This window comes from Pedobacter sp. UYEF25, assembly GCF_054061655.1.
Window position 1 is genome coordinate 205349 of the sequence record NZ_JBSSEL010000001.1, and the last position, 25389, is coordinate 230737.

Below are 25389 nucleotides of genomic sequence, written 5' to 3' on the forward strand. Positions count from 1 at the left end.
GTTTAAAAATTTATTCGGACGGAATTGCCAGAATCTCGGATGTTTTCACTGGTTTACCAAAAACGGGGAATCCATCTTTATCCCACGTAAATTTTTGTGCCCGTGGCGATCGTTTGATGCCACAGCCCTGTCCAGGTTCTGCATTCGCATGATATAATATCCAGTCTTCTTTGCCATCGGGCGATTTAAAAAACGAGTTGTGCCCAGGCGCATAAACACCATTTTCAGGCGATTCTTTAAAAACCGGCTCGCTGTGTTTGCGCCAACTTTTTGGATTTAACAAATCCGAGTTTGATTTTGCGCTTAACATTCCAAGCGCATAATGATCTGTCCAACAGCCACTGCCAGAATAAATTACAAAAACCTTATCCCCATGAGCTAAAAACTGAGGTCCCTCATTTACATTTACATGTTTGAGTGTTGCCTCATTTAAATCTCCATGTTTTTCCCAACTAAATTCTGGACTCGAAATTTTTACCCTCTTTCCCCCTATTGTCCAAGGATTTTTCATTTTTGCGATATAGATGTTTTGCTGGCCATTCACATTCCCTTCCCACCCAGACCAAATCATATAAAGCTGATTATTAAGGCTGAAAACATCTCCATCAATCGCCCACTTATCTGATGGCGCTGAAATTTTACCTTTAAAAACCCAAGTATCACTTAATGGATCAAGAGATGAATTTTCTACTACATACATTCTATGATTGTCGTTCAAACCATCATCTGCCGCAAAATACATGTACCATTTGTTATTCAAATACTGGATTTCTGGCGCCCAAAGTTGTTTAGAGTAGTTTGTTCCCACAGGTGGAGTATAAACGGTTTTATAAGTTGCATTCTTTAAGTCGGCAATACTTTTTGTTTTCCAGATGCCCAAACGGTTACCTAATGTACTCGTATAATAGTAAAATCCATCTTTATATAGACTGTAAGGATCTGGACCAGATGGCAGTAATGGGTTATTGAACGTTTGCGAGTGCAACTGAAAAGTTGCTAAAATAAAAAAGAAATTTATTAAGAATGCCAATCTGAAATTCTTCATATGCTAATTTTATTGAAGGTTAAAAAATTAAATTTATTCATCTGCCAACCAAAAATCGAAATCTTCATTTCTTTTCGCAATCAGGGTACCGTCTTTAAATACAAGCTGAGCTACCTCTATAGATGACCTTTTTTCTTGATAAGAATAGTTGCCAACTGCGTCCATGGTTGCATCTAAATGACTTTTCCTACCAGGATGAGTAAAATAAAACACGTACGCATTGTCTCCACTTACCACTGCGTCGCCATGCGCACCAGTTGGGTGATCATCTGTTCTCTGACCAATATCATCTAAAATAAGACCTTGTTTCTCCCAAGTAGTCAAGTCTTTAGATCGGTAAACCCTCATTCCATGCCATTCATCGGTCAATAACCAATAATAATCTTTGTATTTAAAAGCATTTGGACCTTCGTGAGGAGCGCCTTTTATGACAGGATCTTTGAAGGTTTTCCAATGAACTAAATCTTTACTGTCGGACATCATGGTAAGCGCATTTGGTCCTTTATAAAACATTCGCCATTCCCCATCGGGCTTTTCTATAATAGAGCCGTCTATGACATCTTTTATTCCGAGGTCAGAAAAATCGTTAAACTTCCAAGTCCACATGTCTTTGCTCACAAAATGAGCAAGTTTAGCTTCTCCGCCCCAATGGCTTCGGACACCCTTTATATAGGCGACAAAAAGGTGGAATTTTCCGTTTTGGTAAACAACATCAGGTGCCCAAAAAGTATTTTGACCATGTTCGAATTCCAACTTAAGCGTGCCTCTATAAACCCAAGTTTTGCCATGATCGTTTGAAGAAGCAATGGCGATCGAATTGCCATAACAAAACGCAACATCCGGTAAATCTAAATTCGCTCTCCTTTGAGTATAAAGCATCCACCAAGCTTTTTCAGTTGGATTGTAAAAAACCACTGGGTCTGCCGCTCCATCTGTAATTGGGTCTCGAAAAAGTGGCGCGGGAGCTTTTCTGTTGCTCGTCTTTTGGACTTGAGCCAATGCGACGAAAGGAAAAACAACAATAAAAAATAACAGCAGTTTTATATGTTGTCTCATTGAAAAATTCTATTTGGCCATTTTAAATGATTTATACTAAAATCACAATCCTCTAAAATACAGGTTTATGGCAGTTAACTAACATGAAAAACATCTCAAATTGTTGCCAAATCGTCTCAATAAGATTAGATCTAAGTGCGTGCAAAGCGTTTAAGATTTGCGCAGATTGACAATCCATAGAAATGCTACTTTATTTTTCTTTTCTTGCCATCGAAACTATAGATGTTAATGGCACTTGCTTTTTCATCAATACCAAACATTCTAGTAGACTGGCTTAAAAAAGAGGAACCGTAATAAAGCTCTTTCTTAGTTATTTTACCGTTGATGGTACTTTCTACAAAGAAATCTTGCGGTTGTAACTTAATCCAGCGGGTTTCAATTTGATTTCTATTTGGTCTAAAAACCCTTAAACTATCTTGATTTTGGCTTGAGATTAGCAGGTTATAGCCGTTTGCAGAATGCAGTTGCGCCAAAGCTTTTCCATCGCCTGGAACAAAAAAACCACTTTTATCAACAGGCTCTTTGCTAAAATTTCCTTTTCCGTCGCCCTTTAAATAAAGTCCAAACATGGCATCATGCCTGCCAGTAAAAGGTTCCATTCCGTAATCATTCCCAACCATTACCAGGTCTAAATTCCCGTCCTGATTTACGTCGATTGCAGACATTCCATAGACCGGTGCTTCTTGTGCAGCTGTTGGCAAAGCCTTAATCTCAAACTCACCACCGCCTTTATTTATCACAAGACTACTGTTCATATCTGTAGCATTAAAAATTATCGCACCTTTTTTATCTTCCTTGCTCCAAATATCATCAATTGTGGCAGTTCCAAAAGATTTGTAGGTAGGGAACTTTTTTCTAATACCCAATACTTGGCTGATCATATCGTCTCTAGTATGCATTGGAAATTGCTTTCTACTTTGATCTTCAGCCTTAGCATAGCAGAAAATCATTGCATCGAAAGAGCCATTTCCATCTATGTCTTTTCCAATTATGGTCATAGGTTCTTTAAATGAAGCTTTATAATTGGAGTTTTGTCCAAGGTTACCAACTGCATAATCCATTTTTCCGTCATTGTTAAAATCTCCAGCCACAATGCTATTCCACCAACCCACATGTGTTTGCACCCCGGTATTTTTAACTTTCGAAAAGCCATGTCCATTGTTTTTGTAGAAATTCATCGGCATCCATTCGCCAACGGTAATGAGATCTACTTTCCCATCGCCATCGAAATCAGAGAAAAGTGCGTCGGTAATCATCCCAGATTTTTCTAACCCCGGACAAAGCTTTTCAGTCTCATCAACAAATTTTCCGCCGTTATTAACTAACAAATGACTTTGCGGGAGAGATGGATAAGCGCCCGAAACAGATCGCCCTCCAACAAATAAATCTAAATCCCCATCCCCATCAAAATCTGCTACTCGTACGGTCGAAGAATTATCATATTGGTTTGGCAAGGCTGATAAATCTTTTTTAAATTTTCCTTTTCCGTTATTTATATAGAGACGATCTTGGGCAGAACTGTGTTCTTTTGGAAATTCGTAACTGCCGCTCGCCACATATAAATCCAAATAACCATCGCCGTTTGCATCGAACAAAATAGCGCCCATATCTTCCTCTTCCTTATAACTTTCATCAACAAATCTAGATTTATCTAAAGTAAATTTGCCGTTGCTGTTTTGCATATAAAACACACCTTGATTGCCGGCAGCTCCTCCCACAAAAAAGTCATCGAATCCATTGTTGTCTATGTCTCCAACGGCTAAACATGGACCATATTGGCTTAGTTTATGAGGCAAAGTACGCTGAATGTTGTAATCGATTGCATCTTTTTCCTCATGTTTAAAATTTATTCCCAACTGCTTGGATACCTCCGTGAATGCCCTAACTCCGCTGAGGGGAATACCTGCTTTTACAAAACCTGAGGCGTCGGTATATTTTAAAATTAGGGTTTGGTCTGACTTGACATTTGTTAGTAACTGCGTTTTACCATTAGGCCAGCGGATGCGTAAAGAATCTAAAACTTTTATCTTACCTAAGCCAAAATGCCCAATATTTTCATGTGTAGACATATACCCTCTGGTTGGTTGTTGATCAAAATATTGCTGTTTGCCATCATAATAGATCCTTACCGCAGAGCCGATGCCATTGATATTATTTTTATCGCCTTTGAATTTTAAGTTCAAATAGCATTGTTCATCGTCTTTTTTATCTTTGGTTTTCAGGGTATTTTCATATACAAAAGCTTCGTCATCAATGTTGTTCACCACCAAATCAAGATCGCCATCGTTGTCTAAATCTACGTAGACGCCGCCTGTAGAAAAGCCTGGTTGCGTAATTCCCCATTTTTTTGAGGCATCATCGAAACGATCTCCCTTAATACTTTTAAAAGCATAACTGGCAATTTTTACCACCGGAAAGGAATCTGCGGCAGCAAGTGTAGTAACCTCTTTTACAGTGTTTTGCCCATTGCTGTATAAAGCGTGGTCTAAGTCTGTAACATCTCTAGGATAGCCATTTGTAAAAACCATATCTCGAAAGCCATCATTGTCAAAATCGGCAACAAGCGGCGCCCAACTCCAATCGGTTTCAAAAATACCAGCCTGATAGGCAACATCTCCAAACTGAGGATGCCCTAGCGGGGTCTGCCCTTGGTTAAGCTGAAACACGTTTCTGATGTATTGCGGCTCGTAACCAAATTTATTGTTATTGATGTAGGTGATGTAATTATCGCCCATCAACATGGTTTTCTTCCTTGAATTTCCTTCAGGCAACATTTCCAGAGAAATTAAGTCAGGTTCACCATCATTGTTCACGTCGACAATATCAGAACCCATCACAGACCAGCCCGTATGTTTAAAATACTCTTTAGCGCGGTTTGTAAAGGTTCCGTTTTTGTTATTGATGTATAATAGATCGTTAGATATGAAATCATTACCAACATAAATGTCTTGATAACCATCATTGTTAATATCTGCCACAGAAACCGAATTTCCGAAACCTTCAAAAACAATCCCCGCTCTTTTACTTACATTGGTAAACGTTCCATTGCCATTGTTGTGGTAAAGCCTATCTGTATTTACCGCAGAACCATCTTCTAATTTTGGCCGATATTCAACTTTTGTGCCGTCATCTAGTACATTGGTAAGCACATACAAATCTAGAAGCCCATCATTGTCATAGTCGAAAAACACTCCTTGTGTGCTATAACCAGAGTCGTCTATTCCGTATTTCTGCGCTTCCTCTTTAAAGGTCGGGACACCCTTTTTATTTAATCCCTGATTAACGAAAAGCATGTTTTTACGCTTATTTTCATTGGTGCTAAAAGAAGCGCACACATAAATATCCTGCCAACCGTCGTTATTTATATCCACCACGGCTACTCCAGCACACCATTTACCGACGGTGTTTATTCCAGCGTTTTTTGTAATGTCATCGAATTTTAGATTCCCTTTATTCAAGTACAACTTACTCGCCACCATATTGCCAGCAAAAAAAAGATCTTGTTTCCCATCGTTATTAAAATCACCCACACCCACGCCTGCACCATTGTATAAATATGGTTTGGTGAGAATATTTATGCTATCACTTTCGGTAATTTTATTATTGAAATCGATACCAGTGTTTGAGGAAGGGAGCAGACTGAAAAGGGTATTTGCACCTTCTTTTTTACAGGAATAAAGGAATACTAAACCGAAGATGCTGATGAATAAAAATTTGTATTTGGAGCTGATAGACATTTGAAAACAATGATTTATTTGGTTAAAAGCTTAAACAATAAATATAAATCTTTACATCGTTAACATCAAATCTATGTATAAAGAATTTCGTTTTATGAAGGGTTTTTGAAACTGAAATTTGGACTTGTAAATCTTTTATTTTAAAAAGATTAACGTTAAATTTGAAAACATGTGCACCAAATATAGAAGTAAACAGTTTTTCCAAATAAGATCAGTGACAGTGATTGTTTTGTTAATTGCTATTTTTAGTTCCTGCAATCAAGAACGTAACAAATGGAAAAAAGCATCTGAAAATCCAGAATACATCCGCAAGGCGATAAAAGAAATTACCGATGTAATGGTACATGATATTTATTCGCCACCGGTGGCAAGTAGAACATACGCTTACATTAGTACTGCTGCTTATGAAGCAGCAATTAACGGAGATGAAAAAAAGAAATATATTTCGCTCGCCAATCAACTCCACGGATTAGTAATGGTACCAAAACCAGATAAAAATAAAACATATTGCTTTAATTTAGCTGCAGTACATGCCGTGTTAATGGTGGGGAAAAAAATGGTAACCTCCGAAGATAAAGTAACCAAATTTTATAACGATCTAAGCAATGAGTTTAAGGAAAACGGTATGCCGAGTGATGTGTATGAAAACTCCATCGCTTTCGGACAGGAAATTGCAGATGCCATTTTAGCCTGGGCTGCAACAGACAACTACATTAAAACGAAATCCATGTCTCAATACAATGTTACTGTAAGTGAAGGATTTTGGCAACCAACGCCCCCAGCTTACATGAAAGCGGTAGAACCAAACTGGAATAAAATGAGAACGTTACTTATTGATTCGGCCGCTCAATTTAAGCCTATCCCACCTCCAAAATTTTCTAAAAATCCAACCAGCGAATTTTATAGCGATGCGATCGAAGTTAAAAACGCGTTAGATTCTTCAAAAAATGAAAGAACTGACGTGGCCAAATTCTGGGATTGCAATCCTTTTAAAGTAACCACACATGGGCACATTATGTACGCTTCCAAAAAAATATCTCCAGGAGGGCACTGGATTAATATTGCCGCATTGACGACCAAAAAAGTAAAGGCAGATTACATTCAAACTGCAGAAACTTACGCGTATGTTGCAGCCATTTTGTACGATTCCTTTATAAGCTGTTGGGATGAGAAATTTAGGAGCAATACCATTAGGCCGGAAACTTATATAAATCAATACATCGACAAAAAATGGGCTCCCCTGTTGCAAACGCCGCCTTTTCCAGAATACACGAGCGGACACAGTGTTGCTTCTACAGCTGCAGCAGTTGCGCTGACGAAAATGTACGGCGATAATTTTGCATTCGCAGATTCTACAGAAGTAGAATTTGGCCTACCGGTTAGAAATTTTAAAAGCTTTTTAGATGCTTCTAGTGAGGCGGCAATTAGCAGGTTTTACGGTGGGATTCACTACATGCCTGCCATTAGAAATGGTGTAGAACAAGGTAGAGTATTGGCGAATTTTTGTGTTGATAAATTTAGTACGAGAAGAAATAAAAGTTATAAGAACTGAGGAATAAGTAGTCTGAATTAAGATTGTTGGGATTAGGGGATTATTGGATCATTTTCCGATTAGGTTAATTATATAATCCACTAGACTGGTACTTAAAATGTCGGCCGTTTGGCAATTCATCCTAATTGGCATTGCTGAGCTTTAAAATTTACTGACTTTAATTACAATAAGAAAATGAGCAAGAAATCTAAAATCCACTAATCTTATTAATCAAAATTCAGACAACCTTTTAAATAACAAAGCCTCCAGAAATTAATCTGGAAGCTCCTATTAACCAAAATTTACTTACTTTACTTCTACTTTATATAGGGCAGAATTAACTCTATTTAGATCGGCGACTGGCATTTTGATCACTTTCCTATCATAAGTCATAAAACCATTAACCTCATTTTCTACATCTGTGGTCTGGGTATAAACCGCTGCAGAAAGCCCCTTTCCTATCATTTCCTTCATCGTGTCCATAAAAGAGGCATACTTTTTAAACATTTCTTCCGAAGTTTTAAAAGTTTGATAACCCCAATTCTTGTCTTTCTTCCAGCTATGATCTGGCATCGGTAGTCCTAAGCCACCAAATTCCCCCAAAACTACTGCTTTAGTCTTACCAAAAATCTCTGCCCTTGGCATAGCCGGTTGGGGGTAATTATGTAAATCGACAATGTCTCCTGTGTCGAAAAAGTTTCCGCCACTGGCACTGTTAACCAATCGAGAAGGATCCATTTTTTTGGTCCATTCTGTAATTTCAACCGTTTTAAACTGACCCCAAGCTTCGTTAAAAGGAACCCAGACAACAATAGACGGATAGTTGTGCAATGCGGTCATAATTGCTTTCCACTCCTTTCGGTAATACCCCTCAGATTCAGCAGTTCTGTCTTTATCTGTCGGACCTTCATAAACACCTGGCCTATTTGCCCAATGGTTGCCATAATCTCCGCTAGGCATATCCTGCCATAAAAGCATACCCAACTTATCACATTCATAATAATATCGCGCTGGCTCCACCTTAATGTGCTTTCTTATCATATTAAAACCCATTTCTTTAAGCTTTATAATGTCGTAATTCATGGCATCATAGGTTGGCGGAGTATACAAACCATCTGGCCACCAACCTTGATCTAGAGGACCATATTGGAAAACAAATTTATTATTCAACTGCATCCGCTCAATTCCATTTGCATCTTTACCCAAAGAACTTTTTCGCATCGCAAAATAGCTTTTCGCTTCATCTTCTACCTTTCCATTACTCATTAGATAGATTTTTAAGCCGTATAAAAAAGGGCTATCCGGCGACCATAACTTTTGGTTGGGAATAGAAATAGCAACCATTTCACCAGGGTTAACCTCTTGCTCGGCAACCTTGTTTTCGCCATCCCAAGCACTTACTTTAATCTTATCACCAGGTTTTGCATTTATGACTTCAGCACTAAAATTTAGTGTTTTCGAATCGATGTCTGGGGTTTGTTTAGTGCTTCCTATATAACTTTTTGGTACCGCTTCCAACCAAACAGTTTGCCAAATCCCGGTAACAGGTGTGTACCAAATGCCTTCTGGCGTAACTCGTTGTTTTCCAACAGGCTGAGGCCCATCTGTTGTCGGATCCCAAACCTTAACCACTATTTCTTGTTTGGTGCCGCTTTTTAGTAATGAAGTAATGTTAAAAGAGAAAGGATCGTAACCGCCCTCATGCATACCTGCTTTTTTTCCGTTTACAAATACTTCTGTTCTCCAATCTACAGCGCCAAAATGGATTAAGACATTGTTTTTTCGCATGGCGGGAGAAATCACGATCGCATTCCTATACCATAAAGTACTGTCTTTTCCTACGGTTTTTGCAACACCAGAAAGGGCAGATTCTACTGCAAATGGCACGAGAATCTTGCCATCAAACTTATCGGGTTGAGCGGCATCTTTTGCGGTAATGGCGTATTCCCAAAGACCGTTAAGATTTTTCCAATTTCCACGTTCTAACAACGGACGTGGATATTCTGGCAGTGGGGAAGCTGGGTTTACTTTAGTTGCCCATTCGGTTAAAATATGCGTTTTATTAATTTGCCAGTCTTTATTCTCTTGCGCGCCTGCTTTAAATGTAACAAAACCAAGTGCAAAAGCAACTGCGTACAATACTGTTTTTTTCATCATGTGATTAAAATACTAAAATAAGGCCGTCAGAAAAAACGGACGGCCTTAAAAGGTAAAATTGAGGCATTAGGGCCTTTATTGTGCTTAATAAGTTATTTTTTGAAGCGGTGAAAAAATCATATCCTCCACCCCATCGATCCTAATTCCAATGCGGGCAAAAACATAATTTTGTGCAGGGACAATTGCTGGAATCGCAACGCTTAAAGCCACATTATTTAAGTTAACAATATCTGCTCCACTTATCGCCGTAGATTTTATGTTATCACCTCCAGATACAAATTGAGTTCGGTTAATGTAAAGCGTTACGCTGTTAATGGTTTTTGCATTTCCATCGGTGATCACTTTTTCGATTTTAAAGCTGGCATTTGCCATGCCATTTGAAGCGGTAATCTGAGGATCTCTCACGATATAGTAAGGAGTAACCTCAATATCCATCACTTTATCTCCCTGTAATTGAACATTTATCGTATCTCTGCTTCCCGATGAATTTTCGTTCCAGCGAAATGGGCCCTGATTGTTTGGTATAATAAACTGATAATCTCCCGCAAACAATAAACTCGAATAAGAGCCGTCTTGCGCGAAAGTTCCATTAATAGGTCCTTTTTTTCCAAAACCAGACTGGAAAAGGTTAAAGGGCACTTGGTTGTATTCAACCCCAATTGGGCTTCCTTTATAAGTAAGTTGCCCGGTTAGTTTTACACTTGGTGCGCTATAATTGTCTTTTTTACATGCCGCCATTGCAAGAATTAAAAAACATAATAAGCCGTGCTGAAATTTTATTTTCATGATTTTCATTTTAAAATTAAACTATTGGTTCGGCTGTCTAACAATTTTAGGATTCGCACCAATAATGTTATCCCCAATTTGCGAATAATAGTTACCAAATTGAAACCTGTTACTGCCGGTAACTGCATTTGGTAAAATTTCTCTATACACCCATTTACCATTATTAGGATTGCCAGGGTTGTAATATCTATAAGGCCACAATGCCCAAGGTTGGGTATTTCTATGTGTAGCCGAACCGATATTGCTTAATAAATCTGCTTTGCTTTCTGGCTGTCCGTCCCAAACAGTGGTCGCAATTCGCCATCTTTTCATATCAAATAAGGTATGACCCTCAAAAGAAAGTTCAGCTCTACGCTCATGAACCATTCTATTAAAAGTGATGTCTGCTGGCGTTAACGGAATGACTAGCCCCGCTCTTGCTCTTACGCGGTTGTAATAAAGTGCCGCTGTTGCTTTGTCTCCTAGTTCAAAAGACGCTTCTGCTGCATTTAACAAAATCTCGCCAAAACGATAACGGATAAAAGCTGTTTCGCTACCCCTTCCTCTTCTACCCGAACCAACTGTTGGATCTAAATATTTACGTATGTAGAACCCGCTTTGTGTTCTAAGTTCCAGCCCATTTATTGGGCCATCTTGACCAACAACCTGAACCTTAACATTTGTTCCAGGTAGCTCTTTAAGCTGTGAAGCATCTCCGGAGGTTAACACAGAACCATCTGCCAATAAATAACCTGCCCAAATATCTACAGCCTTTCCCTTAAAAATTTGCCCCGGCAATAGAATTGTTCCTGCCAGACGCGCGTCTCTACCTGCAAAAATATCTTGCTGATCTGTGTAATAAACTGGATTAGCACCGGCGCTTCCAGTCACAAATGGTGCAAACGTATTGTCTAATTTTTCAAAAGACTCCGCCAAGTTTAATGAAGGATTTAATCTACCTGCATCAGCACCCTCATCAGAAATGGAGTATGGTTGATCATTGGTAGTGAAACCGTGTGTTTTTCCTCCAACCTTAAAATCTTCTATGTAAATAGACTCTTGATTTACACTTGATTTATCTAAAAATATATTTGCAAAATTATCCGAAAGGTTCGGGTAAACTTGATAAAGCTTGTAATTTCCGACTTCGCCATTAATGATGGATTGTGAAGCGGCCAACGCTTTCTGATAATAGCCATTTGCCATACTTGCAGGGATTCCAACTTCTCCCCCAGGCAATGATACCTGCGGAGTTGTTGCACCATACTTAGCAATAGAAGCTGCATAAAGTGCTGCGCGCGCTTCCATTGCCAAGGCAGATGCTGCAGTGGCACGAGATTTTTCATTTACATCTTTCGGTAGGTCGCCCTTAATGGCTTCGCACTCGCTAATGATAAAGTCGTAAACTTCAGATTCTTTAGCCCTTGGGGTTTGGAATTTTGTAATGTCGCCGCTAAAATCGTATTCTGTTGGGTCAAGAATAAGTGGCACGCCACCCATTCTTTTTACCATTTCAAAATAATGACTTGCTCTTAAAAATCTGCCCTCTGCCAAGAAACGTTTTTTATCTGCGTCTTCTAATTTTGTCGCATCTGTTGCCCGTTTTATAAATAGGTTTAAATCTCGCACGTAAGTGTAATCCCATAAACCCCATTCACCATATCCCCAACCATTTCGTTGAACAATAAAGTAACTGCCGTTTTCTGATGGGAAAGATTCGCTAAAATCCGCGAATGAACGCCAGCCATTGTCTAAAGATGAGAAATCTACCTCCCTATTATACAGGTCGCCTAGCACCGAAAGTACTAACGCCGGATCGGAAAATGTCAATTCTACCGGCAATATGCTTATTGGAGGAATATCCAAAAATTCGCTGTCTTTTTTACAAGAGCCGATCGCTAAAAGAAAGACGCCGGCTGTTATTATAAATATCTTTTTCATTTGATTAAATTAAAGTTAAACGCCTTAAAACGTGATGTTTGTACCAACGTTAATAATCCTATTCTGAGGAAATTGTAATCCGTTATCATCCGTTACCTCAGGGTCTATAGAATACTGCTTAAGGTTATCAAACGAGAACAAATTGTAGGCGTTGATGTAAAATCTCGCTTTTTTCATCTTCACAAATTTTATCCACTTGTCAGGGAGCGAGTAGCCAAGTTCAATTGTTCTTGCGCGCAAATAGCTGACATTGTGCAACCAAAAAGTAGAGTTCTGTTGTCCTGCAACCTGATTGTTACTTGAGCCAAAACCTGGATTAACACGTAATGCCGGGTATTTTCCAGGAATCCACGCACTAGAGATGTCGTAAGGATCTGCACGGTGCCACCTATCTTCGAAAATCGTGTTAAAGTTTCCGTTGTTTTGGAATGGCCATCTGGTCTCATAATTTTGAAACCAAGTATAACCAGATGCGCCTGAGAAATCAGCATGAAAATCAAATGACTTATAATTAACCGCAAAATTGAAACCAAAGTTAATATTTGGCTGAGTGCCATAGCCATAACCAATCGGTCTTTCGTCCAGCCCGTTAATTACACCATCACCATTTTGATCCTTATAAATAATGTCTCCAGGCAATAGAGTTCTATTTCCCTGTCCGTCGATGTTTACAGGATAGCTGTTAATCTGATCTTGAGACTCGAATTGACCAGTTGCAACCATACCCCAAGTAATGTTGCGGAATCTATTTTCAGAAGAATTCCTATATTGATCTAAGGAGTTGAAAAACAGAGGATTGTAAGAGCTGATGAATTTTGATCGAGAGTAAGAAATATTTCCACCAATATTTAAACCCACTTCACCAATATTTGTTCGATAGCTTAATGAGCCTTCAACACCTTCGTTAGAATCGCTATTAATGTTTTCACTTGGCAAATTATAGCCCAGCTCAAGCGGTAAGGTAATGTCGTTTTTAGATCCGATTAGCCCGGTACGTTTTCTATAAAAATAATCTACCGAACCCGTCAGCTTCGTCTTAAATAGGGAAAAATCTGCACCAAAATCCGTTATTTTACTCTTGAGCCAAGAAATTCTCGTAATTGGCAAACCTTTATCACTAGAGACTATTACAGAATTACCATCTAGAATTGCAGTGCCTTGATTGTAATTATATCCAGGCAAATAAGCGTATGGGGCAACAATAGATTGATTCGAATCATTTGGATTTCTATCGTCTCCCAATATCCCGTATGAGCCCCTGAACTTCAAGTCGTCTAATACGGAGTTCTCACCCAAGAGATTCTTCATAAATTTTTCTTGAGTAATGCGCCATCCGGCAGAAAAACCAGGAAAGAAACCTACCCTACTATCTGGACGGAAAAGGTAGTTTGCATCTCTACGGAAATAACCAGATGCGTAATATTTGCCTCCATAGCTATAATCAATCTTTCCAACGTAGCCAACACGCGCTTCTTTGGTGTCGCTATCTTGATACTGATCTATAATTGGAAAGTATATCAAAGGAAGGCTATTTGAAATGGGATTTGCATGTAGCCAATTTCTTAAGTGCCTATTTGTTAACCGTTCTGTTACAACAGTTGCATTTATGCTGTGCAATCCGAAAGTATTGTTATAAGTCAATTGAAATTGAGAAGTAGTTGCAAATTCTTTCCGTTGTTCCCTTTCTCTCCAAGGATTTGTACTTCCGCCTGTCACATCATAAGTATCAGTTTCTGGTCTATAAGTATATGCTTTATACGTATACTCCTGGTTGTTTAACAACCGATCAGCAACATAATAAGAATAAGTGCCTTTCGCGGTTAATCCTTTCACCCACGGAATATCGTACTCGGCATTAAAGTTTGTCTGTAATACGCGCCAATCGCTTCTAAGTTTACCAGCAAGCTTATCGTTTAAGAATGCGTAGTTAGATTCTGTATTGCTAATTTTGTTCAAATATAATGGATTGTCATTTGCGTATGGCCGCTCTGTAGGCAGATTACGTAAAACTGCAAATCTAGCTAAGAAGTAATCATCACCACCGGGTACGCCAGGATTTTCCAGGCTTTCTACCCTACCATTTAAATCCAAACTTACCTTTAAACCGTTTGCAACCTGTGCTTGCACATTTGATTGAATGTTAGAGCGATTAAAGAAATATTCTTTTCCCAACTGTGAGTTTTGGTACACGTTTGCTGCAGAGATGTAATACTTAATTTTTTCTGAACCGCCGGTAAAATTTGCGTTAACGAAGTTTTGGGGAGCTCCATCATTTTGTAACACGTAAGACCTCCAATCAAAACTGCGGTACGCAGGATCTGTACCTGCTTGGAATTTTGTTAAATCTTCTGGAGAATATGAGGGCGTATTGCCCTGATTTACCTGTGCTTCGGCAAGATACCTCGCATAATCATAAGAGCTACTCGTTACATGTGGAAAACGCGTAAAGCTTTGAAACCCTAGATAGCCATCTATGTTGATTCTAGTTTCACCTGTACCCTTCTTTGTGGTAACCACTACCACTCCATTCGCTGCCCTTACACCATAAATTGCGGCAGAAGCATCTTTTAATACATTGATACTTTCTATGTCATTAGGATTTATATTGTTAAACTGCCCAGCATCTTGCTGTATTCCGTCTATTACATATAATGGATCACCCATGTTACGAATTTGAATGCTTGCACTTGTTCCAGGTCGGCCGTCTGATTGACGAAACGTTACCCCTGGAATTTTGCCTGCAAGTGCAGTACTTACGTTTGCGCCTGCATGCACCCTGTCGATGTCTTTTGAGGTGACACCAGAAATTGCTCCGGTGATAGACTCCTTTTTTTGTGTGCCATAACCGGTTACAACTACCTCATCCAAGGCCTGCAAATCATCCTTCATTTGAACATTGATGGTCGTTCGTCCGTTGGAGGGAATATTTTGGGTAATGTATCCTACGTACGCGAACAATAAGGTAGCATTTGAGGTAACTTCGATGCTGTAATTTCCATTTGCATCGGTAGTCGTACCAATCTTAGTACCTTTAATAGCAACGGTAACACCAACAAGGGTTTCTCCTTTTGAGTCGGTAACTTTTCCTGTTACTTTGGTTTGTGCCATCGCACTGAGCGATAACAGACAGAAGCATAAGAGAGCAGTAGCGTAATTGCTTATCCATGAAGATCGGAAAACTTTTGGCTCATACCCAGACTTACTTCTGTAACAATGAAGTAAACTTTTTTTCATAATTACGGTATTTGGTCTAATGTTGTAAGGATTCGGAATTTGGCTAGATTCCTTTATACCAAAGAACGCTGTTTTGTAAAGATGTTGATCAGCTAAAACTTCTCATTCTTGTTCTATTTTGTCTCAAAATAAATTCTAAATATGCATTGACGGCGCTTTGAGCGATATCTATAAAACGGATCTTTTCGGCTTAAGCCCTTTTACTTTTCCTCCACACCAATTTCTACTCTATATAATGGAATTTTTTTATTACCCACAACCGTTTTAAAACAAAAAAAAAAGAGAAGCATTTGCAGCTTCTCTTTCAGGTTGTATAATGATATACTTTAACGATTACTCATTAATTTTCTTTAAAGATATTTCTACCCTTCTGTTTTTTTGTCTGCCAGCTTCTGTATCGTTACTAGCAATCGGTTCTGTACTTCCAAAAGGAGTAGTAATGACTCTACTCGCTTTCACGCCTTTACTCACCAAGTAATCTTTCACACTACTCGCGCGCTTATCAGACAATACCCAATTGTATTTGTAAGCACCAATTCCATCAGCATAACCTTTTAGAGATACAGCAAAATCATATTTCACAATTGCTTTTGCCAACTGATCTAAATTTGAATAATAGTCATCTTTTACATTAGCCTTGTCAAATTCGTACTCCACATTCTTTGTAAGCGCGCTTAAGGTAGCAGCGGAAACGGACTTGGCGACTGTCTTACGCGCATTGTTGGTATTTGCTTTCACAGTAAGAAATAAACAAACGAATGCCAGTCCTGTTAAAATTTTCATTTTCATAAAAAGTGGTTTTAAGTTTTAAAGGATACTTACGGAGATTCGCCGGGTACAGATTTTTAGTTTGATGGCTAAACATATAAGTTGTTGTTTTTCATGAAAGCGTTTAGAACAATGAACGAAAATACCTTTAAAGCTAATTTATACGTTAAGAAACTGATCTAATTAAAAAAACGTATACAAGAAATAAGTGCACTATAATTTCCGCAATTGGTGACACCAATTACACCGCATGACAATGCGCTATGGAATAGAAAACAAAATGAATTTGTCTGTTAATAATTTAAATGGCAATCAATCAGCATCAAGTGACCAATAAAGGCAGTAAGGTAAACTCTATACCAAAGCTGACCGTAAAACAAATATTTAGTCGTTTTTGGGCTATTTATGCAGTACTACTTATTCTTGCTATTGTTTGTTCGTGGCTTTACATACGAATTAAGCCGAGTATTTATCGGGCTACTGCAGAAATTTTTTACACTCCAAAAAGTAAGAAAGGAAGTCAGCCTATTTTGGAGGCGACTAAATCCATCACTGCAAATTTATCCCTTTATGCAATTGTTGAACAGCTGAGTTTATGCACAGAGGTGTATTCAATAGATAAATTAGCAAAACGGCTGCTTTATAGAGATGCTCCGATTGCAATAAAAGTACAAACGATAAACACCTTAAAAACATTTGAGCACATTCCTTTTAGGTTTAGCGACTATTTGATTGAAATTGGTGGAAAGGGGTATCCTTTTAATAAATGGGTAATGACTCCATATGGAGAGTTGATGTTTTTAAGAAATGCGCTAATCAAGCAGAATAATGAACAGAATTACGACTTCAGTCTTTTGTCGCCTAAGGAAGTGATTGAATCTTTATCAAACAACATTACTGTTATGCCAGCAGCAAATGCGAGCCACTTAAATATTTCATTAACAGATAAAAATCCAGTTAGGGCAACTGCAATCTTAAATGGGGTTATTACCGCTTTTACACGACATTCTTCTGATGCGCACAATGTCCTTGCTGTAAATACTGCAAAGTTCATTAACAATCAATTGGAAATGGTGGAGGCAGAGTTACTAATGATCGAGCCAAAGTTAAAAGCGAATCAAATTGGGAAACACGCAGCACCCGAAAATTTGGGAAGGGAATATTTGGAAAACGTAGATCAGACAGATGGGAAATTGAGCGAACTGAGCGTCGATTTATTGGTACTAGATCGACTGAAACTATTTGCCGAATCTACAGAGAACAAGGGGGGATTAATCCCATCGAATGTAGGTATCGAGGATTCAACATTGACCCAGATCGTAAAATCACTCTATAAAACTAGGGCAAATTTATTGCAATTAGACACAGAATCTCCAGACAAGAACAAAGCATTGGGCGCATTTGAAAGCCAAATGATTCAATCAAAACAACAGTTAGAAAACCACCTAAAGCTATTAAAAACCAAGTTTACAGCAGACATTAATACATTGTCTTTTAGAGCGAATGGTTATTCATCGCTTTTGGATAAAATGCCAGAAATCGAAAGGAACTTAGTTTACGTAAAAAGGCAGCACCAAATTAAAACCAATGTTTACACTTTTTTACTTAAACAGAAGGAAAAGACGTCCATTTCTTATGTGACAGATGGAGCAGATAGAAAGATCATAAAACCTGCCGCAGCTTCCTCTGAGCCAGCAAATGCAAACCACATAAAAATTTTTCTTACCGCAATTATTGCTGCGATTGTGATGGGCTTCGGTTATACAAAGTTTCGAGCGTTAGAACCTTAATAAATGTTTCGCCAACAAATTTGCCGCCACCAAGTTACAACGTCTTCGCCTTACGAAGCGATTTTTCCCAGGCAGCGCTTTGATTTTTTCTAAAATACCGAAAGATGCCTGCAGCAACCGCATAATTCATTAAGCAAAAATAGTAAGGCACGAAAAATGCCTTAATTTTGATATTTTTATGTTCAAAATACCATCCTATCAGCGCACAAAGGTAGAAAAACACCTGCGCTATTAATAAAACAACATATGTATGCGCTGGTTGTTCTGCACAGATGAGTATGTTTAACAAAAATATCAGCACTAAGAAAAATGGGGTAACAGTCCATCGCAGCACTCGGTGAGAGATGTATTGAAAAGTTAAGACCGGATTGTTAAATGGATTCGCTGCTTTATGCAATCGTAAAATCGACTGCATTCCTCCAGCAGCAATTCTGATTTTGCGTTTCAATTCTTCCTTTGTATTTGCAGAAGCAGTTTCCATGGCATAAGCCTCTGGTTCATAGGCAATGATGTAGCCGCTTTCTGCAATCCGCATCGCAATCATGTGGTCATCTATAATGGTATCGCTCTCTACGTAAGGATAAAGAATTTTTCTCACGCTAAAAAGCTCGCCGGCTGCGCCGACGTTAGAGTAAAGCTGGTAATCTAGCTTCTTTAAAAATGACTCATATTTCCAGTAAAAACCTTCACCTGCAGCACTGGCATCTGCATGTTCATCGACCAAAATTCTCTTTTCTCCTGCAACAGCGCCAACCTTTGGGTTTTGATAGTTTTTAACCAATTCTTTAATTGCATCTTGATTTAAAAAAGTATTTGCATCAGAAAAAACTATAATCTCGCCTTCTACAAAAGGCATAGCGCGTTTAATTGCAGCCATTTTACCATTTCTTCCGTCTGTATGTAGTGTTGTTATTCCTTGACAGTTTCGCAACAAATCTGCGGTGTTGTCTGTAGATCCGTCCGTAACGAAGATAACCTGTAACTTTTCTTTGGGATAGTTCAGCGCTAAGGAATCGGCTACCTTATCTAAAATAAGATCTTCTTCATTATATGCCGCAATTAACAACGTAACAGTGGGAAAAAAAACATCCTTTTGAAGTGGGATTTCCTTTTTAAAAGCCGATTTAATTTTCACCAAGATATAAAGCAGAAAACCATAACCTACAAATGTATACCCAACTATAACTAAACAAATCCAAAAAAAAACAATCATAAACGGGTTCTTTTAAAGCCTAAATCGGTACTGTTTTTGGCATGGGTAAAGTTCCAAAAAATTCCATTTAAAACACATTTAGCCAGATCAATTCGTTTTTTCATCAAGTAGATTAGCGATTGTCTTACAGAAGCGATCCCAATGAAATAGACATAAAAAAGAAATGTATTAGGCAGACTAGTATTTTTTCGAATGAAAAGCATTCTATTTCGCGTCATAAAGTAAGTCTTCAGGGCACTCTCCTTTCCAACGCTTATAGATTCTTTATGGAAAATATGAGTATTTCCTATAAACCATATTTTCTTACCGGCTTTTTTAAATCGCTCGCACCAATCCAGTTCTTCATAATATAAAAAATAATTTTCGGCCATGGTACCAACTTCAACTACATCTGCATTTCTACACATCATCGCAGCGCCATGACAATAACCTGTTTCCCTGCTCGTATCTGTATACTGTTGGTTATTAGATTCCCTAAAACCAATTGCTTTATTTCGACAGGTAATATAATTCATTTCAGTAAATCCTGCATATTGAATGATATTGGGATCGTCGTAAAACAGAATCAACGGAGACAGAATGCCAATGTCTGGCTTCTTTTCCATTGTCTCCACCATCTTATCAATAAAATGTTCAGAAATTTCTACATCGTTATTTAAAAACAACAAATATTTACTTTTAGCAACAGCAACACCAAGATTGTTTCCACCAGCGAAGCCCAAATTCGCCTCAGAGCGAATATAAATAAGGTCGGGGAAAATTTCTTTATAAAGACCTTCATGTTCTTCCAAACTTCCATTATCTACAAAGATAATCTCCAACTTCCCTGTGTAGGGATAGTTCTTTATCGAGTTCAAGAAATCTATATTTACTTGAAATTGATTAAAATTGACCGTAATAATAGAAACTGAGCTCATTTTGCCGTAAAAATATAAAATCTGTTGACATTTACGAAAGTTTAATGTTTGAATATTTGTTTTCGGGCTGTTTTCATTATTAGAATCAATAAAAGTATCTTTGTCTAACGAGAATAGTTAATTTGAGTCCCAAATCCCAATGTATTATAAATGATCAAACAATTTACTGATAAGGTAAAGAGGTTAAAGACAAACTTAAACTTAGAAAAAACGCTTGGCCTAGTCTGGACCGCCGCAAAAGGATGGATGATTGCATCCGTGGTAATGATTGTTGTAGAAACTGTTTTATTTTTAGGGTCTCTTTATGCCTTGAAATTATTGGTCGACAAGATTTCACATGTAAATTCAGCCAGTCCAAATGCCACTAATGAAGTAATTAAATACGTGGGCTTTGCGGCACTTTTAAGCATTTTATATGGATTGGCAAGAGCAATTTCCACCTATCTAATAGAAGTTCAGTCAACCAAAGTTGCACAACACATCGATGAAGAAATTCATCTAAAAGCTGTTTCATTAGAACTTTCCTATTATGAGAATCCCGATTATTACGATGTCTTAAGTCGCGCAAAGGAAGCAGGTTCAGATCGCCCAAACCTGGTAATTACCACGATGCTGGAAATTGTAAAAAATTTGATGAGTTTAGCAGCGATTGGTGCGATCATCTTTTCAATCAGCTGGTTTTTATTACCCTTGCTTATTTTATTTGTTATTCCAACTCTTTTTGTACGGATATTTTTCGCAAACAAACAAAATATGTGGCGCATCAAACATACCGCTTTGGAACGAAAATCATCTTACCTGAGCAATTTGATTACAACAGATACCGCTGCAAAAGAAGTTAGGGCTTTTGATTTAGGGCAGTACTTTTCAAACCTCTACAACAAGTATCGCGCAGAGGTATTTACCACCAAACTTAAAATTAGCTACAATAGAACTTGGCTGGAGGCCATTACTTCGTCTCTCGCAACCACGGGCTTTTTTGTATGCATCGGTTATATTGCATTGGGTGCGCTAAGTGGAAGAACGAGTGTAGGAGACATATTAATCTTCTTAATTATATTTCCGCAATCGTTTTCCATCATTCAAAATGTTACAGGCGGCATTTCCATAATCTATCAGAACAGTATATTTATTACCAGTATTTTCGACCTGTTGAACATTCAACCAATTAGAAAAAACGACGTTGGATTAAAAAAAATCGTTAACCTTCATGGATCCGATTTGGAATTAATTCGCGTATCCTTTGCTTATCCGCACAGCGATAAGCCTACATTAACGAATATTAGCCTTAAAATCCCATCCGGTAAAATCATTGCAATTGTGGGATTAAATGGTGCCGGGAAATCTACTTTGATTAAGTTATTGTGTAATCTATACGAACCAGATCAGGGCAAAATTACCCTTGCCGGGGAAAACTTAACGGGTATAGACCCTGAAGATTACAGACGATATGTGAGTCCAGTCTTTCAAGATTTTTCTAAATACAATGTTACTGCTGAAGACAATATTCGATTTGGAGACATTAAAAAAGCATATACGTTAGATGACATCCGAGAAGCGGCGAAAAAATCCGGTGCGCATGATTTTATCGATCAATTTCCCGAAAAGTATCACACAATGATGGGTAGAATTTTCGAAGACGGAAAGGAAGTGAGTATCGGCCAGTGGCAAAAAATCGCCATTGCTAGAGCGTTTTTCAGTTCGGCAAAACTCCTTATTTTCGATGAAGCGACCAGCGCATTAGATGCCATTGCAGAAAAAGAATTGTTGGGTTCTTTTAGACAAAAGCTGGGAGATCGAAGTGCCGTAGTTATTAGCCATAGGCATTCGGCAGTTAAACACGCCGACTATATTTATGTGCTCTCTGGCGGAACGATAGTTCAAGAGGGGACGGATGCAGGTTTGATGAATACAGATGGAATCTATGCAGATTTGTTTAAAGATGCTGATTTAGCAAAAAATCAATGAAAAAGAGCACAAAACTTGCCATCATAACTTGTTGCCTAGACGATTGGGGCGGAAGCGAAGAATTATGGGCCAAATCCATTCCACACTTTTTACAGGCCGGCATTAAAGACATTACCGTTTATAAAAAAACAATAAATAATCAACACCTCAAATTTAAGGAACTTATCGATCAGCAGATAACGCTCAAAGAAATTTCGCTAAACACTAAAGCCTTTGGTAAATTATACAATAAATCGGTTGACGGCTTTATTCGATTGGCAGAAAAATTTAAGCTTGCGACTTACCAATGGAATAAGCTTGCAAAACAGATGTTCGAACATTTAAAAAATGATCAGATAGATTTTGCAATTATCTCTCAAGGCATAAACTTCGATGGCTTGGTATACGCACAACAATGCATTCTTTTAAACATTCCCTACGTTCTCATCAGCCATAAAGCAGTAGATTTTTTTTGGCCACAACCAACAGATAGGGCCTATATGAAAAACGCTTTATCAACAGCCAAAAAATGTTTTTTTGTTTCCGAACACAACCTCAAAATGACGGAAGAGCAGTTTGGGACACGGCTAAAAAATGCACAAATCATTATAAACCCATATAAATTTAGTCCATCTCTCTTGCCATTTCCTTCTACAGAAAATGGATTTAGACTCGCTTGTGTGGGCAGACTATTCATCATTGATAAAGGACAAGATATTTTATTGCGAATTCTTAAAAAACCCAAATGGAAGGAAAGAGCCATTCACATCTCTTTTATAGGAACAGGACCAGATGAGGAAGCGTTGAAAGACCTTTGTCTGCTATTTGACCTTCGCAATGTGCAATTTATCGGCTTTGAGCACGATTTAAAGAAAATTTGGCAAGAGCACCATGCGCTTGTTTTACCATCGAGAAGTGAAGGTCTTCCCTTAACCATTACAGAAGCCATGAGTTATGGGAGAATGGCCGTTGCTACAAACGCTGGCGGTAATGCAGAAACTGTAAAACATTTAATAAGCGGCTTTATTGGGGAAGCAAACGAAAAAGATTTTGATGCAGCTATGGAGGAAGCTTGGCAGCAAAGAGAAAATTGGGAAACGATGGGAGCAGCAGCGTGTGCGCAAATGAAACTTTCGCTTCCAGAAAATCCTGCCAAAATATTTGCAGACATGGTGTTAAAATTCATTAGCTAATTATGGAAGCAAATACGAATTTTACCACTATTGAGGAGCAATTTGACCGGCGTCTGGAACTGGCAATAGACGCGGGAATTGATTTTCTTTATGAGCATCAATATCCAAACGGGGAATTTTGTTCCTATCTATCACCTGATGATCGCATGCAGGAATGGTGCTATCCGGAAAGTAACGTCTTTTGCACCTCGGTATTGGCAAGTTGCCTTTTGGGACTCAGGGAAGATTTAAAGGTTAGAAAAATATTAGAGTCAACTTCTAAATTTTTGCGCTATCAAATGATGACAGGTGGGTTGTGGAATTTCTTTACAAAGTTTAACCCTCTTTTTAAATTCACTCCTCCCGATGTAGATACAACGGTCTACACCTCTGCCTTATTAAGTGCGCTGAGCATAGATATCCCTAATAACAAGCTTTTTCTGCTAGCCAACCGCGCAAAAAGCGGGTTATTTTTTACTTGGATTGTTTGGAGGCCGGGCGCCAAAATAAAGTTCTCTGATTTTAAAGTGTTTGGGCGTGAGTTGAAGAGACCAGTACATTCGCTGACTTTCTGGTTAAAACATGAAGTTAATAGAAATGATGTAGATGCTGTTGTTAATGCAAATGCATTGTTCTATTTTGGTTTAAATGACCAAACTGCCCACATCGTTGACTATCTACTTGATGTATTGAGAAGTGCAAACGAAGAAAGCAGCGACAAATGGTATAAAAACCTAATTGTATTTTATTATTTCGTGTCGAGAAATTTTCCTAAAGTTAAGGAATTAGCGCCGGCAAAGCCTTTAATCCTCTCGCGCTTATTTACTAAAATAAACCACAATGGCAGTTTCGGAGAAAGCGACCTTGAACATGGGATGGCGCTCGTTACACTTCTCAATTTAAATTTTCGAGGGAAAGAGTTAGATAGCGGGATAGATACGCTTTTAAAATCGCAAAGCAGGAACGGCTATTGGAAACGATCACGACTGTTTTACTGCGGCCCATCAAAAGCTACTGGGTGGGGTTCTGAAGAAACCACCACCGCATTTTGCTTAGAGGCACTTTCGATGTATAGAAAACAACAGCAAGCCCATGAGTAGCATCAAACTCCTAAAATTTACAAGATACAGCGAATGGTGGGAGTATAAAATGGTTCCTTTGTTAGCCGTTGCCTATCTTATAATCCTTACGCTAAATCAACCATTTAAAGCCGCATTGCCTCGAATCGCTTTATTGTTTGCAGCCCTAATTGTGGGGGCTATCTATGTAAGTGTAATCAACGACATAACCGACATAAGAGAAGATGCGCTTGCGGGAAAACGGAACAGCATGGCAAACCTTAGTCCGGCGGTACGGGTATTCATTGTGCTGATTTGCTTAACATTAGGTACCGTTTTCATCCTGCTATTGTATCCGGATTTTCCATCAATGATTTTTCAAGCCCTCTCTTATTTGGTTTTTACGCTCTATTCCGTAAGGCCTATTCGATTAAAAAAACGGGGCTTTTGGGGTGTACTTTGTGATGCATCGGGCGCGCATTTATTCCCTAGTTTGCTCGTAGCTTCCAACCTAGTATTCTATTTTGGTGGCCATAAAAATTTATTGCTAATCCTTGCCATAGCCGTCTGGTCTTTCATGTATGGGCTCAGGGGCATCCTATGGCATCAATTTTTCGACCGCGAAAATGACATTAAGTCCGGCACCAAAACATTTGCTATTGAAGTTGAACCCAATGACTTCAAGATAAAAGAAAAGATTATTTTTACAATAGAAGTGATTGCATTGGCGATGATGCTTTCTACGGTTTTTAATGTGTATGTAATGCTAGGGCTTCTATGCTACATGCTACTGCTGTTAGCTAGGCGGTATGTGTTAGGATATAAAATATCTTTCATCATCAGTCCGAAAAACCAAGGTTATCAATTAATGATGAATGACTATTATTTTGTATTTTTACCGCTGTCCCTGCTTTTAACAAACGCTCTGGCATTTTACTTTGGTTGGTTTATATTGTTTATACACATGGTCATCTTCCCGAGTAAAATTATTTCTGTAGGGAGGGATGTGGTTATCCTTTTAAAAACAACAATAAATAAAACGTTAAATTAATTCCAAA

Annotated in this window: 16 protein-coding genes; 6 read left to right on the forward strand and 10 right to left on the reverse strand. The window is 38.4% G+C overall.

Going from position 1 to position 25389, the window contains the following annotated elements:
* Nucleotides 1-10 precede the first annotated feature (10 nt).
* From ACVWYG_RS00865 to ACVWYG_RS00875, 3 genes are all read right to left on the reverse strand, one after another.
* The gene (locus ACVWYG_RS00865; RefSeq protein ID WP_457268233.1) at nucleotides 11-1045 is read right to left on the reverse strand and encodes a glycoside hydrolase family 43 protein; all 1035 of its coding nucleotides are present in this window, start codon (nucleotides 1043-1045) and stop codon (nucleotides 11-13) included.
* A gap of 33 nt (nucleotides 1046-1078) precedes the next feature.
* Nucleotides 1079-2101, reverse strand: a complete 1023-nt coding sequence (locus ACVWYG_RS00870) for a glycosyl hydrolase (RefSeq protein ID WP_457268234.1) — start codon at nucleotides 2099-2101, stop codon at nucleotides 1079-1081.
* Between the two features lie 185 nt (nucleotides 2102-2286).
* A complete protein-coding gene (locus ACVWYG_RS00875) occupies nucleotides 2287-5838 on the reverse strand; it encodes a VCBS repeat-containing protein (RefSeq protein ID WP_457268235.1) in 3552 nt (1183 codons plus the stop codon).
* A gap of 220 nt (nucleotides 5839-6058) precedes the next feature.
* On the opposite strand from ACVWYG_RS00875, the gene ACVWYG_RS00880 reads away from it, so the two are divergent.
* Nucleotides 6059-7390 carry a vanadium-dependent haloperoxidase gene (locus tag ACVWYG_RS00880; RefSeq protein WP_457268236.1) on the forward strand — a complete coding sequence of 444 codons (1332 nt, stop codon included), beginning with the start codon at nucleotides 6059-6061 and terminating at the stop codon, nucleotides 7388-7390.
* A 285-nt stretch (nucleotides 7391-7675) separates the two neighbouring features.
* Here the strand turns inward: ACVWYG_RS00880 and ACVWYG_RS00885 are convergent, their stop codons facing one another.
* The 5 genes from ACVWYG_RS00885 to ACVWYG_RS00905 form a co-directional block, all read right to left on the reverse strand.
* The gene (locus tag ACVWYG_RS00885; RefSeq protein ID WP_457268237.1) at nucleotides 7676-9526 is read right to left on the reverse strand and encodes a glycoside hydrolase family 2 protein; all 1851 of its coding nucleotides are present in this window, start codon (nucleotides 9524-9526) and stop codon (nucleotides 7676-7678) included.
* A gap of 84 nt (nucleotides 9527-9610) precedes the next feature.
* Nucleotides 9611-10312 carry a DUF3823 domain-containing protein gene (locus tag ACVWYG_RS00890; RefSeq protein ID WP_457268238.1) on the reverse strand — a complete coding sequence of 234 codons (702 nt, stop codon included), beginning with the start codon at nucleotides 10310-10312 and terminating at the stop codon, nucleotides 9611-9613.
* Between the two features lie 21 nt (nucleotides 10313-10333).
* Nucleotides 10334-12232 (reverse strand): RagB/SusD family nutrient uptake outer membrane protein, encoded by a 1899-nt coding sequence (locus ACVWYG_RS00895; RefSeq protein ID WP_457268239.1) that lies wholly within the window; start codon nucleotides 12230-12232, stop codon nucleotides 10334-10336.
* A gap of 24 nt (nucleotides 12233-12256) precedes the next feature.
* A complete protein-coding gene (locus ACVWYG_RS00900; protein WP_457268240.1) occupies nucleotides 12257-15466 on the reverse strand; it encodes a SusC/RagA family TonB-linked outer membrane protein in 3210 nt (1069 codons plus the stop codon).
* A 333-nt stretch (nucleotides 15467-15799) separates the two neighbouring features.
* Complete coding sequence (locus ACVWYG_RS00905) at nucleotides 15800-16255, reverse strand: OmpA family protein (RefSeq protein WP_457268241.1); 456 nt, start codon at nucleotides 16253-16255, stop codon at nucleotides 15800-15802.
* A gap of 284 nt (nucleotides 16256-16539) precedes the next feature.
* Here ACVWYG_RS00905 and ACVWYG_RS00910 point away from each other — a divergent pair, with 284 nt between their 5' ends.
* A complete protein-coding gene (locus tag ACVWYG_RS00910) occupies nucleotides 16540-18024 on the forward strand; it encodes a hypothetical protein (protein WP_457268242.1) in 1485 nt (494 codons plus the stop codon).
* Between the two features lie 34 nt (nucleotides 18025-18058).
* Here the strand turns inward: ACVWYG_RS00910 and ACVWYG_RS00915 are convergent, their stop codons facing one another.
* On the reverse strand, nucleotides 18059-19237 hold the full coding sequence (locus ACVWYG_RS00915; protein ID WP_457268243.1) for a glycosyltransferase family 2 protein: 1179 nt from the start codon (nucleotides 19235-19237) through the stop codon (nucleotides 18059-18061).
* On the reverse strand, nucleotides 19234-20154 hold the full coding sequence (locus tag ACVWYG_RS00920; RefSeq protein WP_457268244.1) for a glycosyltransferase family 2 protein: 921 nt from the start codon (nucleotides 20152-20154) through the stop codon (nucleotides 19234-19236). Before ACVWYG_RS00920 ends, ACVWYG_RS00915 begins: the two co-directional genes overlap by 4 nt.
* Before the next feature lie 150 nt (nucleotides 20155-20304).
* Between ACVWYG_RS00920 and ACVWYG_RS00925 the strand changes: the two genes are divergently transcribed.
* The 4 genes from ACVWYG_RS00925 to ACVWYG_RS00940 are packed head-to-tail and all read left to right on the forward strand — an operon-like array spanning nucleotide 20305 to nucleotide 25382.
* Nucleotides 20305-22122, forward strand: a complete 1818-nt coding sequence (locus ACVWYG_RS00925) for an ABC transporter ATP-binding protein (RefSeq protein WP_457268245.1) — start codon at nucleotides 20305-20307, stop codon at nucleotides 22120-22122.
* The gene (locus ACVWYG_RS00930; RefSeq protein ID WP_457268246.1) at nucleotides 22119-23294 is read left to right on the forward strand and encodes a glycosyltransferase family 4 protein; all 1176 of its coding nucleotides are present in this window, start codon (nucleotides 22119-22121) and stop codon (nucleotides 23292-23294) included. The genes ACVWYG_RS00925 and ACVWYG_RS00930 overlap by 4 nt, the downstream gene beginning before the upstream one ends.
* Before the next feature lie 2 nt (nucleotides 23295-23296).
* Entirely contained in the window at nucleotides 23297-24373 is a 1077-nt protein-coding gene (locus ACVWYG_RS00935) for a hypothetical protein (protein ID WP_457268247.1), read from the forward strand.
* Nucleotides 24366-25382: a UbiA family prenyltransferase gene (locus ACVWYG_RS00940; RefSeq protein ID WP_457268248.1), complete on the forward strand. Its 1017-nt coding sequence runs from the start codon at nucleotides 24366-24368 to the stop codon at nucleotides 25380-25382. Before ACVWYG_RS00935 ends, ACVWYG_RS00940 begins: the two co-directional genes overlap by 8 nt.
* Nucleotides 25383-25389 lie beyond the last annotated feature (7 nt).

Excerpts from the sequence above, each read along its gene's own strand:
- ACVWYG_RS00865 (WP_457268233.1), bottom strand. The coding sequence starts at position 1,045 with ATGAAGAATTTCAGATTGGCATTCTTAATAAATTTCTTTTTTATTTTA.
- ACVWYG_RS00870 (WP_457268234.1), bottom strand. The coding sequence starts at position 2,101 with ATGAGACAACATATAAAACTGCTGTTATTTTTTATTGTTGTTTTTCCT.
- ACVWYG_RS00875 (WP_457268235.1), bottom strand. The coding sequence starts at position 5,838 with ATGTCTATCAGCTCCAAATACAAATTTTTATTCATCAGCATCTTCGGT.
- ACVWYG_RS00885 (WP_457268237.1), bottom strand. The coding sequence starts at position 9,526 with ATGATGAAAAAAACAGTATTGTACGCAGTTGCTTTTGCACTTGGTTTT.
- ACVWYG_RS00890 (WP_457268238.1), bottom strand. The coding sequence starts at position 10,312 with ATGAAAATAAAATTTCAGCACGGCTTATTATGTTTTTTAATTCTTGCA.
- ACVWYG_RS00895 (WP_457268239.1), bottom strand. The coding sequence starts at position 12,232 with ATGAAAAAGATATTTATAATAACAGCCGGCGTCTTTCTTTTAGCGATC.
- ACVWYG_RS00900 (WP_457268240.1), bottom strand. The coding sequence starts at position 15,466 with ATGAAAAAAAGTTTACTTCATTGTTACAGAAGTAAGTCTGGGTATGAG.
- ACVWYG_RS00905 (WP_457268241.1), bottom strand. The coding sequence starts at position 16,255 with ATGAAAATGAAAATTTTAACAGGACTGGCATTCGTTTGTTTATTTCTT.
- ACVWYG_RS00910 (WP_457268242.1), top strand. The coding sequence starts at position 16,540 with ATGGCAATCAATCAGCATCAAGTGACCAATAAAGGCAGTAAGGTAAAC.
- ACVWYG_RS00915 (WP_457268243.1), bottom strand. The coding sequence starts at position 19,237 with ATGATTGTTTTTTTTTGGATTTGTTTAGTTATAGTTGGGTATACATTT.
- ACVWYG_RS00920 (WP_457268244.1), bottom strand. The coding sequence starts at position 20,154 with ATGAGCTCAGTTTCTATTATTACGGTCAATTTTAATCAATTTCAAGTA.
- ACVWYG_RS00925 (WP_457268245.1), top strand. The coding sequence starts at position 20,305 with ATGATCAAACAATTTACTGATAAGGTAAAGAGGTTAAAGACAAACTTA.
- ACVWYG_RS00930 (WP_457268246.1), top strand. The coding sequence starts at position 22,119 with ATGAAAAAGAGCACAAAACTTGCCATCATAACTTGTTGCCTAGACGAT.
- ACVWYG_RS00935 (WP_457268247.1), top strand. The coding sequence starts at position 23,297 with ATGGAAGCAAATACGAATTTTACCACTATTGAGGAGCAATTTGACCGG.
- ACVWYG_RS00940 (WP_457268248.1), top strand. The coding sequence starts at position 24,366 with ATGAGTAGCATCAAACTCCTAAAATTTACAAGATACAGCGAATGGTGG.